Genomic DNA, 15,458 nt, shown 5'->3' with positions numbered 1-15,458 from the left:
TCAGCAATTCACTAATTAAACCAATGGAAGTTCACCATCATCCTAAGGTACCGCACGAAAAGAATAAACATCTTAAGGAATATTTCCTCGAGTTTTTGATGATATTTTTAGCGGTGACGATGGGTTTTATCGCGGAGAGTATCCGCGAGCATAGCACAGATAGCTCGAAGGAAAAAGAGTATATTGAAGGGATGATAAAGGATTTGAAGGTTGATACAGCAAACATAAAATTTATTATCTCCCAGGGAAATGAGCAGTTGAGGGGGCTGGATACCCTCAAGAATATTTCAAGGGAAAAGCTTTCCGACTTAAAGGTCCAGGACTCGTTGTATAAATACAGTACCCATTACCTTTTTGGCCTAAACCCTTTTAAAAGTGAAGACATCACCCTGATACAATTGCGAAACGCAGGCGGCTACAGGCTGATCAGGAAGGGCGGCGCGGTGGATAGCATTGCGCGGTATGAATCAAAACTGGACATAGTAAGTTTACAACAAACATTTTTGTCGCAGGGAATAACAAAGGCTGTTGACGCTGCTAACCTCATTTTTAATTTTAATGCCTACGCTAAAATGAGGTTACATCCCGGTGCCACGGAAGTGCTGGTTACCACCGACAAAGAAAAGATCAACAGCTTTTACAACCAGTGCTGGATGATGTCGGTAATGGTGACCAACTACAATAGTATTCTGAAAAACCATCTGGAATACAGCACCACGCTGATAGCCTATTTGAAGAAAACTTATAATATGGAGTAAAGGATTCCGGTAATATTTTATGGGAATAAATCAACAGTCAAATAGGTGGCGAATTAATACTGTCTACGTTATTTGCGGCTTGTTTTTCTTTGGTATAGTTTTCAGCCACCTTATAGATGTATACTCCGGGGGGATTAATTATATTCTTTCCTCGCTTTTCTTCATTATACTCTTCCTGGTAATAGCAATTTCAATTATCACCAGCACCATACGTGTCATAAAAAACAGAAGGCAGCTAACTTTAAAAATGTTCCTGCCTTCAATAATCTATAGCTTAACACTACTTTTAAGTTTTTTAATACCTGCTTCGAAACTGTTTGAAGGCAAAACCATTTTATCAGCTTATCGAAAGGGCACTCAAAGTCAAACTGTGCTTAATTTCAAGGCAGATAAAACCTTCGAATTTAACGCCTCGGGAGTTTTTGGGTATAACGAATGGGTAACTGGAAAATATTCACAAAAAGGCGATACGATCTTCCTTAAATATGACTCTTCGAAATTTAGGTTCGGACCTAAAGTACTAAATAAGGACGGCGAGCTATTAACTATTAACCCACCTAAAGATAGCGTCCAATACTTGGTTCCCTTTAAAATTTACAATAGCAAATAGGCTACTGCGCCCACACCTTATTCTCCACAGTTATCCTAACTGAAAGCATCACCGCATTTAAAATGGTAAAAATTATAGCGGTGTAATACAAGTGAAAAACCATCGGGATAAAGGCGATCTCGCACACTACCTCCATGTAATTGGGATGCCTTAAAAATTTGTAGGGTCCCCGCTTTACCGGGTACACACCGGGAATACGGTAGATCTTCGTATTCCAGTATTTGCCCAATGATGATAATGCCCAAAATTTAAAAAGTAACACAGCCAGAAATATTACGAGAAAGGCCCAGCTTATCGGCGTTCCGCCCCGCAACATGTATTCTGTTATTATAGAAACTATAAACAAGGTATGCATAGCTATCATGAACGGGTAGTGGCTTTGCCCGTATTGAACAGCTCCCTGCGAAAGCAGCCATTTTTCGTTCCGCTTCGCTATAAACAACTCAGAAAGCCGTTGAATGATCAGGAAGGATATAAATATGGTGAAGTACATTATTAGTTGATTAAGTTGGATTAAGTGAATGGTTGATTAAGTTAGTATCTTCTTCGGGTTGGATAAAAACCTAATCAACTTAATCCAACCTAATTAACTCAATCAACTTACCTTTAATAAAACCATCTCACTTGAAAAACCGGGGCCCATTGATAACATCAAACCATATCCCTCTTCAAATCCCTCCCGCATAAATTTCTCTAACACGTACAAAACCGTTGCACTCGACATGTTGCCGTAATTGTTCATCACATCGCGCGTGGTTTTCAGGAAATCTCCTTCAACACCCAATGCCTCCTGGTAAGCGTCGAGCACCTTTTTGCCGCCGGGATGAAAAATAAAGTTCTTGATATCACTCATTTGGAGACCGTGCTTTGCTAAAAACTCATCGATGTCGTTTTTGATATGCTCATTGATAAATGTTGGAATATCCTTAGAGAACAACACTTTGAACCCTGTATCCTGGAAATCCCAGCCCATCACCTCCAGCGAATCATAATACAATTTACTGGATGAAGCTACATAGTTGATATTATCATTATTGCTGTGATTATCGCCCTTAATGATAACGGCGGCAATACCATCAGAAAATAAGCTGGAACCAATGAAATTACTTTTGCTGTAGTCACTTTTTATGAGTGTCAATGAGCAAAGTTCAACTGCCACCAGTAATACAACTGCATCAGGATTGGCCTTCGCAACGGTATTGGCCTTTGCCATGCCTGATACGCCGCCGCCACAACCAAGCCCCCACAGCGGAGAACGGTTTACATGCGGATTAAGCCGCATTTTATTAATGATCATGCCGTCCAGGCTGGGTGTGGCGAGCCCTGTTGTTGATACAAAGAGGATATCGGTAATATCATTTTTGTCGATACCAGTTTTGGCGATGCATTCCTCCACTGCCTGCACTGAATAATCTAACGCAATTTGGATGTATTCGTTATTTCTCTCCTCGAAAGTATTCGGTTTGGAGTAATAAGTGAGCGGTTTGCAAAAGTTACGGAACTTAATTTCGGTATTGTCAAAAGCAAATATCAATCGGTTCGCTTCCGGGAAATTCTTCGAAAACATCTCAAGTGCCTGTTGTTTAACTTCGTTTTGATCGGTTTTATATGGGAGGTCTACTTTTGCTACTGCTGCTATAAAGGGCATAAATGTTTATTTTATATAAGTACGTATCCATTTACATGCCAGTTGCTTTATTTGCAAAAAAATAGTTTAATGTAAAAGAAAAGTTATTTATTAAAGATAGAAAAACAAGTCATATTAACTCGTAAAAGCCTGCTATTTATTCGCCGATAACTAGGCCACGGTAAATGCCGCATAGCTAAAGTTGGCAGCAATTGTGTTGTAGGTGGCAGCTATCCTGATATGGCCCGCTTCAAAGCCGGCCCTGCCGAAAAACCCAAGTTTTAGGGTGCCATACCCCGACACATAAAGCTGGTCATCATCGTAATTATTATCTTCAAATATGTAGTGTCGCGTATATAGGCCCCCGCCGGCACCTAAAAATGGCCGGAACCTTCCGTTGCCGAAATGGTATTCGCCGGTCGCGCAGGACGACCCAAAAAATGAAAATAGTTCGTCGTTATATTGTGCCTGGTAGCCAAGTAAAGCCCCCTCAAACCTAATCCCTATTGAAAAATTATTCGACAGGAAGTAGTGTGGTTCAGCAACAAAAGTAACGCCTGGTTTAACTCCAAAGCCCTCGGTGGGTACAGCATAGCCAGCGCCTATATCAGCATTAATTCTCCCCTCTCCGGTTTGAGCCGTCACTAAAAAAGCATAGTGAAAAAATACGCAAAACAGCAACAGCTTCTTCATGATGGGTTTATAAGTACATAAACTTACAAAGTTTTTGACGCTTTGTAAGTTTATTTTTATTGCGTATTTAATTACCTCATTAAAACGGCAAACTTATTTTCATAATCCATTTGCTGGGCCTTTAGCCGTTTACTTAGTTCCAATTGCTCATTAGTTTTAGCGGTGTCGGCCATGCCATTTAATAGTTGAACACCAAGCTGTACCGTGCGCTGATCAATGCCATCCTTATTATCCTGCAATAAATGGTAATTGTAATCAAGCTGATCAGTAATAAAATTATCCACGCTCTTAACGTAACGCGTACCCAACTCCTTGTCGCCAAGGCTGTAGGCGGTTTCCGCCAGGAAGAATTTGTGGGCGGCGGTATCAATATCCGGGTTAATATCAGGCATTTCCTTATCAAATTTATGAACGGTATTTAATGCCAGGTCGGTGCGGCCATCTCTTATAAGTCCCTGTGCCAGGTCGTTAAAGGTCAGTTCCATGGCAAGGTAGTACTGTTGCGACGATACATTATCAAGGTACTTCGCCTTTTTATAATTACCGAACTTAAACTTATTAACCACATTGTTATACATCACCAGGCTGTTGGTTTTTGAAACATGGTTTGCATCGGCTGCTGTATCGGTTTTAAAAGGGATAAGGTGATAAACAAAACCTTCCTTATATAACCACGGCTGTAAGCCAAACATATTCTCAGGCCCCATGGTTGAAGTGAAGCAAATTGGGCGCTTCCAATCGTTATGGGCCAGGATATCAAGCATAGCAAGGTTATCCTTTGTTATATAATTTGAGCTGTATTTCCATTCCATCTTATCGGCAACCCTGCCCTTTTGTTCGGGAGTTACTACGCCATTTTTTACAACCTCGTCCCGGTTAACGCTTAGCTTAAAGTTTTTGGTGGGCAGGTAGTTCATTACGTCGCCGTTTTGAAACTGTACCTTGGTGCGGCTATCGTCGGATGTTATAAAATCAAAGATCTCTTTAACATCAACCGAACCCGGGATTTTGGCATCGTTAAAATAAACCACATCGCGCGTACCGGTCTTATATTTATCATAAGTCATTGTTATAGGCAATGGCGCCGACTGGTTCATTTTCTTTTGCATCTGGTGGATATACCAGTCGCCGCTGAATAAACTCAAACAAACAATACGCACATCGGGCCTGATGCCTTCAACCTCCTGGTCGTACCAAAGGGAATAGGTATCATTATCGCCATAGGTAAACAAAATCGCATCTTTGGGGCACGAGATTAAAAAATTGTATGCCATATCATGCGGAGTCATTTTAGTTGACCGGTCATGCCCTCTCCATTCCTTAAACGCCAGCAATACCGGCACGGCAAGCATACATACCGCAAACGGCCCTATGGTTGCAATCCGCAAGCTTACCTTTTTCCTGGCAATCTCGGTTAGGGCAATTACACCCAAACCTATCCAGATAGCAAATGCATAAAACGACCCAACGTATGAATAATCCCTTTCCCGCGGCTGCACCGAATCTTGATTTACATAGAGCACAATGGCTATCCCGGTAAAAAAGAAAAGCAGGGCAATTATTAAGGCATCCCTTTTTTTGCGCTTAAAATGATAAACTGCACCCAGCAAACCCAATATAAACGGTAAGGCATAAAGCGGGGTGTAATTAGTGCCCTGGGTTATTGATTTGGGCAGATGTTTGCTACCATCCAGGATGCCGCTTGTCCAGTTGCCGTTAACATCCGCGGTGCTTTGCTGCCCATCAACTTCGTTATAACGGCCAACAAAATTCCATAAAAAATAACGTGCATACATCTGGTAGATCTGCCAGCTGAACATCCATTTCATATTATCTGCAAAGGTTGGCGCTTGTCCGTCGGCAATGCCCAGCCATTGCTTATAAAAACGGGCATTCTGTGCGTAATAAGGGTCCGATTCTGTACTCCACATCCTTGGTAAAAAGGTAGTATGGTCGTACACATAATCCAGTTTTTTACCCGCGTCTTCATACTTGGTTTTTCCTTTTTGATAAACGGTGCCGCCTTCCTTTTCGTCAACTACCTTCGCATCAAAATAAGGCCCGGTAAGCAATGGTGTCTCGCCGTACTGGATCCTGTTCAAATAACTATAAAGCGTAAATGCGTTATCCGGGTGCGAATTGTTCAGATCGGTATTGGCCGATGCACGGATAGGAATATAAACAAATGAGCTGTAGCCAAAATAAATAAAGGCGACACATAAAAGCGCCAGGTTGAGCATTGGCTTGCCTTTACGAACACTGTACCAGATCCCCGTGGCAATTGCGCCTATCAGCAGTAAAAAGAAAACTGCCGCTCCGCTTCCAAAACCCATTCCCAATGTGTTCACAAAAAAGAAATCGGCCTTGGCGGCGAAAAATATGGTGTAACCACGAATGCCAAACTGAACCAATCCTAGGATTACTATACTTATTAAAAATGCAATCACACCGCTTTTTATATTGATATTGTTATACCTGCGGAAGTAATAAACCATAGCAACTGCCGGGATGGTCAATAAATTCAGCAGGTGGATGCCTATCGAAAGACCTATCATATAAGCTATCAGCACTATCCATTTATCGGCACCCGCTTCATCCGCATGGGCATCCCATTTTAATATCGCCCAAAACACAATCGCAGTGCATAGCGACGACAGTGCAAATACAATGGTCTCTACTGCTGAAAACCAAAACGTATCGGTATAGGTGAATGCCAATGCACCTACCAAACCGGCCGCCATAATAAGGTTGAGGCGTTGTCCGTCTGTTTCCTCACCGGTTTTAAGCATTAGCTTTTTAGCCAGCGCCGTTATCGTCCAGAATAAAAACATAATAGTGGCGCCGCTGGCTATTGCCGACATCAGGTTGGTGAAATACGGAACCTTTGCGTTATTGCCGAACGATAACAGCGAAAATGCCTTCCCCAGCATGGCGAATAAGGGATAGCCCGGCTGATGCGATACTTGCAGGCGGTAGGCGCACGAAATAAATTCGCCGCAATCCCAAAAGCTTACAGATGGTTCAAGGGTTAGGATATAGGTGGTTGATGCTATCGCGAAGCAAAGCCAACCTAACAGGTTATTGATTTTTTTGTACTGCATGGGAGATGATGTGTAAAGTTTTGTCATTTATGTTGAGTTAGATAGGTTGATAGAGTTAGACTAAGTTGAATGAACTAAAAACTTGAGCCATTGAATAACTTTTCATGAACCGCAACACCAATTTCAGAGTATTTTATTACACCTTATTGAAATTTAACACCTGTTAACATACTTTAACAAAACGCGGCGGCCATTTAACATTTGATTGCCACATTTAAAATCACCTCCCCCCGGTTGAAGGTAAGTTATAGGCATCGACATACCAGGATTATAAAGATAACTGAATGAGTTTCGTCGAAATTGATGGTTTTGTATACTGTGAAAGTTATCGGAAGGATAAACTTGTTGGGAGTATGGCGCTTGATGCTATCAATTAAGCGCTTTTTCGCTCCTGCAGCATCTGTGAATTTTTAAACTCCTCCATTTTTTCATCAATTACACGAATTGATTGCTGGAGGGTCCTTACGTATTGGCTATTAACGTGATCGCTATTACCGGTGTTGATTAAATAATTAAGAATCTCGTTAATTCTTTCCTTTGATCGCTGAAATTTATTTAAATCGGCCATAACCAAATTATTTAATTAGCCCTTTTACGAACGGGGTTACCTAACAGTTGTAAAAGCTTTTCAACAAAAGGCATTTTATTAACATTGTTTCAGGAATGTTACAAAGAAAGACAACAAAGCGCAGAATCCGTTTAAACATAAAAGCCGGCTATAAGCCGGCTTTTATGTTTAAAATTTGCAGTATCTTAAATTATTCATTTTCTATTGCTGAAAAAGCCTCCAGCAAGACGTTCCATTTATGGTTCTTATCCAACTCCCAGATCCGTACATAGTTATAATTACTAACTATGCTGCCTTTTTGAATACGGGCCTTACCATAAGTGTAAGCAAGATCGTTACTGGTAGACCGGCCTCCGTTAACGGTTACAGCACTGATTGCGATTGCCTCGTTATCAATAAACTTCATTACCTTATCCTGTCCTGTCATCGGCTCAAAACCCGGGAAATAATAATGTCCCTCTAAACTCAAAAACTCCTTATAAGTACCCACGGTTGAGATTGTTAATGAGTGATTAAATAACTCGTCGGTTGCCAGGATGATCTTTTTACCGCCGAATGGGTCCTTACTTGGTGCTATCCTTTTTAAAGAATCGGGGCTTCTGAAATCTGTTAAGGCATCCTTATCCGGTTCAGGATGTTGAATGCCAAGGTCAACCAGCAACTTAAACTTACCTTCACCATCCACGCGCCATAACGATACATAATCACCAAATACCTTGTCGTCCTCAGTTTTACCGTTTTGGTAAATATAAGGTCCGGCGGTAAAGGCAAGATCGCCGTTAGCCGAGATCCTTGCAAAATCAGGTGTCCACTTCAGCGTACCAGACTGCTTGTCAATGTTATTGTAGAACTCAGTAATATTTACGGCATCCGGCTTAAACACAATTCCTTCAGGATCAGCTACAGCTAAAAAAGCGTTTTTGATACCTTTTCTTTCAACCAGCTTGTTAAAATCCTTTTCGGCGTCTATTACTTTGTTAACGTCGGCTGGACCCGTTTGTGCAAACGATATTTTACTTATACCGATTAATATAAATGCGGCTAACAATATTCTTTTCATTATTTTTTATAGATAATATGAGGGCAAATTAATAATAATTTATCAGGCATTACTATTAGGTCAAATCTAAAAAACGGTTTGATTATTTTTCACCGTCTGATGAACATGTAACGTAATATAGTTAATTAAATTTTACTCCAGCTAGTACCTTCCTTACTGTCATTTAACTGAAAGCCTATTTTCTGAAGGCCATTTCTTATTTTATCTGACGTCGCGTAGTCGTGATTTTCCTTAGCTTCGTTCCTTAACGCAACAACAAGGTTCAATATTTTCGGCAGGTCATCATTTGCAGCCTGTTCATTTTTTAAACCCAGAATGTCCAACACAAATGTGTTCATCATTGTTTTTAAAAGTTGCAGGTTAGCTTCATCAATTTTAAGTTTGCCGTCCTGCACTGAATTGATTATGCGAGATGCTTCAAATAGTTCAGCTATCAAAACAGGGCTATTAAAATCATCGTTCATTGCATCGTAGCAACGGTCAATCAACGGCTGTATTTCCACATCTGTTGTGCCTGATGCCTTTAATCCGTCAAGGAGGCCGAACGCATTCATCAGGCGCTTGAACCCTTTCTCAGACGCATCCATGGCATCGTTACCGAAATCGAGCGTGCTGCGATAATTGGCCTGCAGCATAAAAAACCGAACCGTCATCGGGCTATAGCCCTTTTTTAATATAGAGTTATCGCCTGAAAAAAGTTCATGTGGCAAAAAGCTATTTCCTAACGATTTCGACATTTTTTGCCCGTTTACCGTAAGCATGTTGGTATGGATCCAGTAATTAGCCGGATTTTTACCGCACGCTGCCACATTTTGCGCAATCTCGTTGGTATGATGGGTTGGTGCCAGGTCAATACCACCTCCGTGGATATCAAATTGCTCGCCCAAATATTTATTACTCATTGCCGAGCACTCTAAATGCCAGCCCGGAAAGCCAACTCCCCACGGCGACGGCCATTTCATCAGGTGCTCAGGTTTGGCCTTTATCCACAAAGCAAAATCGAGCTTGCCATGCTTTTCATCCTGACCACCAAGTGTACGGGTGTTATTTAACAGGTCTTCCAGGTTGCGGCCGTTTAAAATCCCATAATCCTGGGTGTTATTATATTTTTCAACGTCAAAGTATATTGTACCATCAACCTCATAGGCAAAACCTGCTTTTAAAATAGTTTTCACCAATTCTATCTGCTCACTAATATGGCCGGTTGCGGTTGGCTCAATGCTTGGCGGCAGAACGTTAAACTGCTGCATTACTTCGTGAAAGCCTACAGTGTACTTTTGTACAATTTCCATCGGCTCCAACTGCGCTAATTTTGCTTTTTTAGAAATCTTGTCTTCTCCTTCATCACCCGCATCGCCTTCCAGGTGACCGGCGTCGGTGATGTTGCGCACATAACGCACTTTATAACCCAAATGAATAAGGTAACGAAATATAAGGTCGAAGGAAATATAAGTACGGCTATTGCCCAAATGGGCGTCACTATAAACGGTAGGCCCGCAAACATACATCCCCACGTGCGGCGGATTCAGGGGTTCAAACTTCTCTTTTTTGCGTGTTAAAGTGTTGTAAACAAATAAATTTTGTTCCATGGGCGCAAATATAGTAATTGGAGACTAGTGATTAGAGGTTAGTTAAAAAATGACGATCAGTTAATTGTAGTTAGAGATTAATTAGTTAGAGGTTGGGATTCTCGTTTGTTAAACAAGACACTAATCTCTAATTAACTAATCTCTGATCTCTACAAACCTACTTTTTCAGCCCAATTTCCCGCAGCCTTTCGTCAAGGTATTCGCCGGCAGTGATATCTTCGTATTGTTTAGGGTGATCCTGGTCGATACACTGCGGCAGACTGGTTAGGTCCATACCTGCCTTTGGATGCAGGAAGAACGGAACAGAATAACGTGAGTTTTTCATCAGCTCGCGTGGCGGATTTACTACGCGGTGTGTAGTAGATTTTAATTTGTTATTGGTTAAGCGCTGCAGCATATCGCCCACGTTAACCACCAGGTCCTCGCCATATGCTTTCACCGGGAACCACTTGTTGTCGCGGGTAAGCAACTCAAGTCCATCGGCGCTGGCGCCTATTAAAAGTGTGATCAGGTTAATATCCTCATGGGCACCGGCACGCACCGCGTCATCAGGCAACGCATCCGGGTCTGTTATAGGGAAATAATGCAGCGTACGCAGGATAGAGTTACCATTGTGCACCTTGTCATCAAAATAATTTTCAGGCAGGTTTAAGTAAACCGAGATTGCCCGTAATAAATGCTGCCCTACCCATTCCAGTTTTTTGTATACCTCAAAGGTGGTATCGTTAAACGACGGCAATTCATCAACTATTAAATTATCAGGATATTCGGCCTTAAGGTCTGCGTCGTCGGTTACAGTTTGGCCTATCTGCCAAAACTCCTTTAAATCCGGCGCTGTAAAGCCCTTTGCTGTTTCCTTTTCCTTACCGGTGTATCCCCGCTGGCCGGCAAGTCCCGGTATTTCATATTTTGATTTTATGTCATCCGGTAAGGCAAAAAGCGCCTTAACATCATCATAAAGTTTATCGATCAATGCCTTATCCAACCCATGATTGGTTATCGTTACAAAGCCTGTTTGGTTAAATGCCTTGCCAATATCATCCGAAAACTGTTTACGCTGCCCACTATCTCCATTAATATATAAGTTCAAATCAAGCCTTGGAATATTTACCATCTTTTTGTGTTTAATTATTTTGTAAAACTATTTAATAAAAAAATAGTTGTAAAATAATGTGTAAAAATAGATTTAATAAAATCGAGATACACACATAACCTTTTGCGTTCCCCGCAGTCTGACCAATTATACATCTGCTCAAATATTATTTTGGGAAACGTTAAAAGAACTTGTTTTAAGATAAAAACTTATGAAAGCAATAAATAAAATATGGGGGACGGCGCTATTAGCTATTCTGCTGTTATCAGCAGCCCCAATTCACAGCAAGGCTCAGGAAGGCGAATATATTTCGGACCAGCAATTTTACGACGACCTGGAGCCTGATGGTACCTGGGTAAGCGACCCGCAATACGGTAACGTTTGGATTCCAAACGCCGAGGAAGGCTTCAGGCCTTATGCCACACGAGGGCACTGGGTGGTAACCGAATACGGAAATACATGGGTATCAGACTATCGTTGGGGATGGGCCACATTTCACTACGGCCGCTGGCGTTATGATGATTACTACGGTTGGGAATGGATCCCGGGACATGAATGGGCACCGGCATGGGTTAGCTGGCGCCATGGTGGTGGTTATTACGGATGGGCTCCGCTATTACCCGGCATAAGTATAAGTATTTCAATTGGCGGCGGATATCGTGTACCTGACAATTATTGGGTTTGCGCACCGCAGGCTTATATAAACAGGCCCAATATTTATAATTACTATGCTCCGCCTACCAGGGCTGTTACCATAATACGCAATACCACGGTTATTAATAATACCTATGTTTACAATAACACAACATATGTAACAGGCCCCCGCAGGGACGAGATTCAAAGGGTAACCCGTCGAAATGTACAGGTTTACAAAATAAATAACGACAGCAGACCGGGTACCACAAGAGTACAAAATAATACCGTGAATTTTTACAGGCCGGCTGTTAATAAGGCACCTGACGCACGCCCCGCCCGTGTAATTGATGGCAATGCCTATAGAAAACAAAACCCTAACCAGGCAATTGCGCGCAGAGGCACTGGCGGCTCACCTGCGTTTAACCATACCAATGCCCAAAAACTGGCGCAGGTTGCAAGAGCGCCTAAACCTGATAACAAGATTGTGCGCGTAAATCCTGTGGCAAACAGGCCTAACCCTGTACAACCAGGCAACCAACAGCAACAGCCCGTAAATAAAGTTAACCCGGGGCAACCGGCCAACAGGGCTGGAAGACCAGATAACAAGCAAGCACCTGGCCAGCCAGATAACAAAGCGCAACAACCTGGTCGTGTTAGTAAACAACTGCCAAATCAGCCGGGGCAACAACAGGTTCAGCAGAAAGAACAGCAGGCGCAGCAGCAATTAAAGCAAAATAAACAACAATTGCAGCAGCAAGCACAGCAGAAGCAACAACAGGGACAGCAGGACGTGCAAAAACGTCAGCAACAGGCGCAACAAAATAAACAACAATTGCAGCAGCAGGCACAGCAGAAGCAACAACAAACCCAACAACAAGGGCAGCTGGACGTTCAGAAACGCCAGCAACAGGCACAACAAAATAAACAAAAATTGCAGCAGCAAGCACAGCAGAAGCAACAACAGGGCCAGCAGGATGTTCAGAAACGCCAGCAACAGGCGGAACAAGATAAACAACAGTTGCAGCAGCAAGCACAGCAGAAACAACAGCAAGCTCAACAACAGCCGCAGCGTGACGTTCAACAGAAGCAACAACAATTACAACAACAAGCCCAGCAGAAGCAACAACAAGCTCAGCAGCAAGCCCAGCAGAAGCAACAACAAGCTCAGCAACGTCAGCAACAACAAGCTCAGCAGCAAGCTCAACAACGTCAGCAACAGCAGGCACAGCAGCAAGCTCAACAACAGCAGGCACAGCAGCAAGCTCAACAACGTCAGCAACAGCAGGCGCAGCAGCAAGCTCAACAACGTCAGCAACAACAGGCACAGCAGCAAGCTCAACAACGTCAGCAACAACAGGCGCAGCAGCAAGCTCAACAACGTCAGCAGCAGCAAAAACAACAGCAACAAAAAAAGCAGCCACCGCAGCAAGAGCCCCGCAAGGATCAGTAATTAATAAACTCCCATAAATTAAATAGCACTTATAACCATTTTTCGGTTTATAGGTGCTATTTTTATATTTTAACATTTCATATGAACCACGTCCTTACTTCCCGCTTTTACAAATATTTTGTGCAGGTATTACTATTCACCGGCTTAACCTTAACTGGTGTAAAACATTCCGCCACGCCAGTCGCGGTGAGTGCACCATCGCATATTGTTTTTATTGAAGACTCGTTTGACGAGGCATTGAAACAAGGCAGGTTGCAAAACAAATATATTTTTGTTGATGCCTATGCTACATGGTGCGGCCCCTGCAAAATGCTTAAAGCCCGAACATTTGCTGATAGCAAAGCGGCCGAATTTTACAATAAAACCTTCGTAAATGTTTCCATCGATATGGAAAAAGGCCAGGGGCCTCAGCTTGCCCGGCAATGGCAGTTAACTGCCTACCCCACCCTCATCATTTTCGACCCAAAGGGCAAACCTGTGTTAGGTTCGGTAGGTTATATCGGGGCTTCTGATTTGATAAAATTCGGCCAGCAGGCCCTGAAAAAATAAAAGACCTGCTGCACTAAAACAACAGGTCTTGAAAACCAAACAATATTTACAAAACTTCTAACTTATTTCTGAACAATAAAGCTCCCCAGCAATAGTTTATAAACCTGGTCCATGCTTAATGGCTCGTCAAATGCAGCCGTAGCCGTTGCAACGGACGTTGTGCTGCCACTTGCACTTTTAAGTTTGGTAACGTCCACTCCGCCCTGGATTACGTTTTGTTCCCCGTCGTAATTCCCGTTAACCTGCGGAATACCTGTATCGTTGCCTAAAGCGGTGGTACTGGTGATCCACGGGGTTAAACCACGGATTTGGCGAATAGCCGAAGCATGACGTGCCTCAACAGCATGAATTGACAACGCGGCTGTTAAAACCACCCTATTACTTTCACCTGTAAGGTACTGTGCCTGGCCCTTGTAAGCGCGAACTCCCGTATCTTCAAAAGCCTGGGCTACGGCTAAAAATGTCTGATAGTTTGTCAACACATCCTTAAACGGCCCGTTGCCTGATCCGTTACCGGCAGTTAAATCGAATGTCGGCACTGTGGCAGGAGTACCATTTAATGATTTGATAACCGTGGTTAAAAAAGCCACGTGGTTATTTTCGTCCTTAGTAACCTGGTTAAAATAATTGGTAGCGGCAGCGGCTGGTATTAGCGCAGTACCTTTAGCCGAACCCTGGTTGTAAAAATAAGATTCAAGGTACTCTAAAGTAAGCGCATAGTTTAAGATCTCAAGCACGGTAGGCTTTGCAGCAGTTTGTCCATATGCTTTTTGAAACATGCTACCTACTGCGAAGGGTAAAGCAGCAGCAGCTACCTTTGTACCAAAGCTGGTAATATTTTTGATCACGTTACGACGATCACTTAATCTGCCGTAAACTTCAGGATCTACTTTTTCTATTTCGTCAATAATGTTAAATAAATTCATGATGTTTTTAATTAAGCGATGTAACCGTAATTTGATGCACTAACTTTTGTTTTGAGGTAGGTATTTGCAATTGGCAAAACAGCCTTTATTTCTGTAGAATTATTTAAGCTGTTTGTTGTATCAACAACATCGCTGCCGGCAAAACTTCCGGGGCTTATCAGGTTACGGATTAACGCAGCATGCCTGGCTTCAACAGAAACAATTTTCCCGGCAATGGTTAGGTAATCCGGGTTTGAGATAAGGTAGCCGGCACCATCATAAGCCTGAACGCCCAGGTCTTCAAACGCCTTGGCAGCACCTAACACAGCTGTGCGGCTGCTAAAATCAATCTTGCTAAAATCAGGTGTTAAAGCCTTTATTGCATTAGTACCTAAGGCAGCTTTAAAAAATTCACGATGCAAAATTTCGTGGTCGCGAATTTCAGTCAACAATGTTTTTTCGCTGGTTGAAATCCCCGAGTACGGTGTTAAAATAACCTGGGTATAAAACGCCGCCTCTAATTGTTCCAGGGCATAGGCATAATTCAGAATCCCGTAGTCGCCTGATCCTATATCAACACCATTATTGAGTGTGATGGCGTGATCTTTATGACACGCTGCTGTGGCTAACAGGCCTACAGAGGCTGCGCCCATCCCTGCGTAACGTAAAAATGACCTCCTGGCCATGTTTACGCCGCCGGCAATTTCTTGTGTTTCTGTTTTCATAGATGTAAATGTTTAGCTATTTTATTATTGGTGTTTGTTGTAACTACGTAAGTTCAATTGATCCGGGTTTTTATTTTTAAATTAAAAAGAAAAT

General features: G+C 42.5%; 13 protein-coding genes. 3 read left to right on the top strand and 10 right to left on the bottom strand.

What is annotated here, in order from left to right; translation table 11 throughout:
- Positions 1-23: 23 nt before the first annotated feature.
- On the top strand, positions 24-758 hold the full coding sequence (locus tag KXD93_RS05215) for a hypothetical protein (protein WP_258135841.1): 735 nt from the start codon (positions 24-26) through the stop codon (positions 756-758).
- 611 nt (positions 759-1,369) lie between these two features.
- Here the strand turns inward: KXD93_RS05215 and KXD93_RS05210 are convergent.
- The 8 genes from KXD93_RS05210 to KXD93_RS05175 form a co-directional block, all read right to left on the bottom strand.
- Positions 1,370-1,861: an isoprenylcysteine carboxyl methyltransferase family protein gene (locus tag KXD93_RS05210; protein ID WP_258135840.1), complete on the bottom strand. Its 492-nt coding sequence runs from the start codon at positions 1,859-1,861 to the stop codon at positions 1,370-1,372.
- A 102-nt stretch (positions 1,862-1,963) separates the two neighbouring features.
- Entirely contained in the window at positions 1,964-3,016 is a 1,053-nt protein-coding gene (locus KXD93_RS05205; protein ID WP_258135839.1) for a type III polyketide synthase, read from the bottom strand.
- Positions 3,017-3,166: 150 nt separating this feature from the next.
- The gene (locus KXD93_RS05200; protein ID WP_258135837.1) at positions 3,167-3,688 is read right to left on the bottom strand and encodes a hypothetical protein; all 522 of its coding nucleotides are present in this window, start codon (positions 3,686-3,688) and stop codon (positions 3,167-3,169) included.
- A gap of 71 nt (positions 3,689-3,759) precedes the next feature.
- Positions 3,760-6,816: a glycosyltransferase family 117 protein gene (locus tag KXD93_RS05195; RefSeq protein WP_258135835.1), complete on the bottom strand. Its 3,057-nt coding sequence runs from the start codon at positions 6,814-6,816 to the stop codon at positions 3,760-3,762.
- A gap of 346 nt (positions 6,817-7,162) precedes the next feature.
- Positions 7,163-7,357, bottom strand: coding sequence for a hypothetical protein (locus tag KXD93_RS05190; RefSeq protein ID WP_258135833.1), 195 nt, complete (start codon positions 7,355-7,357; stop codon positions 7,163-7,165).
- Positions 7,358-7,547: 190 nt separating this feature from the next.
- The gene (locus KXD93_RS05185) at positions 7,548-8,417 is read right to left on the bottom strand and encodes a Cif family virulence factor (protein ID WP_258135831.1); all 870 of its coding nucleotides are present in this window, start codon (positions 8,415-8,417) and stop codon (positions 7,548-7,550) included.
- A gap of 125 nt (positions 8,418-8,542) precedes the next feature.
- Positions 8,543-10,006: a cysteine--tRNA ligase gene (gene cysS, locus KXD93_RS05180; RefSeq protein WP_258135830.1), complete on the bottom strand. Its 1,464-nt coding sequence runs from the start codon at positions 10,004-10,006 to the stop codon at positions 8,543-8,545.
- A 157-nt stretch (positions 10,007-10,163) separates the two neighbouring features.
- The gene (locus KXD93_RS05175; RefSeq protein WP_258135828.1) at positions 10,164-11,120 is read right to left on the bottom strand and encodes an isopenicillin N synthase family dioxygenase; all 957 of its coding nucleotides are present in this window, start codon (positions 11,118-11,120) and stop codon (positions 10,164-10,166) included.
- A gap of 190 nt (positions 11,121-11,310) precedes the next feature.
- Between KXD93_RS05175 and KXD93_RS05170 the strand changes: the two genes are divergently transcribed.
- Both KXD93_RS05170 and KXD93_RS05165 read left to right on the top strand, forming a co-directional pair.
- On the top strand, positions 11,311-13,185 hold the full coding sequence (locus KXD93_RS05170) for a DUF6600 domain-containing protein (protein WP_258135827.1): 1,875 nt from the start codon (positions 11,311-11,313) through the stop codon (positions 13,183-13,185).
- A gap of 81 nt (positions 13,186-13,266) precedes the next feature.
- Entirely contained in the window at positions 13,267-13,734 is a 468-nt protein-coding gene (locus KXD93_RS05165; protein WP_258135826.1) for a thioredoxin family protein, read from the top strand.
- A gap of 62 nt (positions 13,735-13,796) precedes the next feature.
- On the opposite strand, the gene KXD93_RS05160 is transcribed toward KXD93_RS05165, so the two are convergent.
- Both KXD93_RS05160 and KXD93_RS05155 read right to left on the bottom strand, forming a co-directional pair.
- Entirely contained in the window at positions 13,797-14,660 is an 864-nt protein-coding gene (locus tag KXD93_RS05160) for a ferritin-like domain-containing protein (RefSeq protein ID WP_258135824.1), read from the bottom strand.
- A gap of 11 nt (positions 14,661-14,671) precedes the next feature.
- A complete protein-coding gene (locus KXD93_RS05155; RefSeq protein ID WP_258135823.1) occupies positions 14,672-15,364 on the bottom strand; it encodes a ferritin-like domain-containing protein in 693 nt (230 codons plus the stop codon).
- Positions 15,365-15,458: the final 94 nt, after the last annotated feature.

The organism is Mucilaginibacter phenanthrenivorans (genome assembly GCF_024721155.1).
Taxonomy (GTDB): Bacteria; Bacteroidota; Bacteroidia; order Sphingobacteriales; family Sphingobacteriaceae; genus Mucilaginibacter; species Mucilaginibacter phenanthrenivorans.
The sequence above is the reverse complement of the archived record's forward strand: the minus strand, read 5'-3'. Positions and strand labels throughout refer to the sequence as shown.

Coding starts and splice junctions, on each gene's coding strand:
- KXD93_RS05215 (WP_258135841.1), top strand. CDS start 24: ATGGAAGTTCACCATCATCCTAAGGTACCGCACGAAAAGAATAAACAT.
- KXD93_RS05210 (WP_258135840.1), bottom strand. CDS start 1,861: ATGTACTTCACCATATTTATATCCTTCCTGATCATTCAACGGCTTTCT.
- KXD93_RS05205 (WP_258135839.1), bottom strand. CDS start 3,016: ATGCCCTTTATAGCAGCAGTAGCAAAAGTAGACCTCCCATATAAAACC.
- KXD93_RS05200 (WP_258135837.1), bottom strand. CDS start 3,688: ATGAAGAAGCTGTTGCTGTTTTGCGTATTTTTTCACTATGCTTTTTTA.
- KXD93_RS05195 (WP_258135835.1), bottom strand. CDS start 6,816: ATGACAAAACTTTACACATCATCTCCCATGCAGTACAAAAAAATCAAT.
- KXD93_RS05190 (WP_258135833.1), bottom strand. CDS start 7,357: ATGGCCGATTTAAATAAATTTCAGCGATCAAAGGAAAGAATTAACGAG.
- KXD93_RS05185 (WP_258135831.1), bottom strand. CDS start 8,417: ATGAAAAGAATATTGTTAGCCGCATTTATATTAATCGGTATAAGTAAA.
- cysS (WP_258135830.1), bottom strand. CDS start 10,006: ATGGAACAAAATTTATTTGTTTACAACACTTTAACACGCAAAAAAGAG.
- KXD93_RS05175 (WP_258135828.1), bottom strand. CDS start 11,120: ATGGTAAATATTCCAAGGCTTGATTTGAACTTATATATTAATGGAGAT.
- KXD93_RS05170 (WP_258135827.1), top strand. CDS start 11,311: ATGAAAGCAATAAATAAAATATGGGGGACGGCGCTATTAGCTATTCTG.
- KXD93_RS05165 (WP_258135826.1), top strand. CDS start 13,267: ATGAACCACGTCCTTACTTCCCGCTTTTACAAATATTTTGTGCAGGTA.
- KXD93_RS05160 (WP_258135824.1), bottom strand. CDS start 14,660: ATGAATTTATTTAACATTATTGACGAAATAGAAAAAGTAGATCCTGAA.
- KXD93_RS05155 (WP_258135823.1), bottom strand. CDS start 15,364: ATGAAAACAGAAACACAAGAAATTGCCGGCGGCGTAAACATGGCCAGG.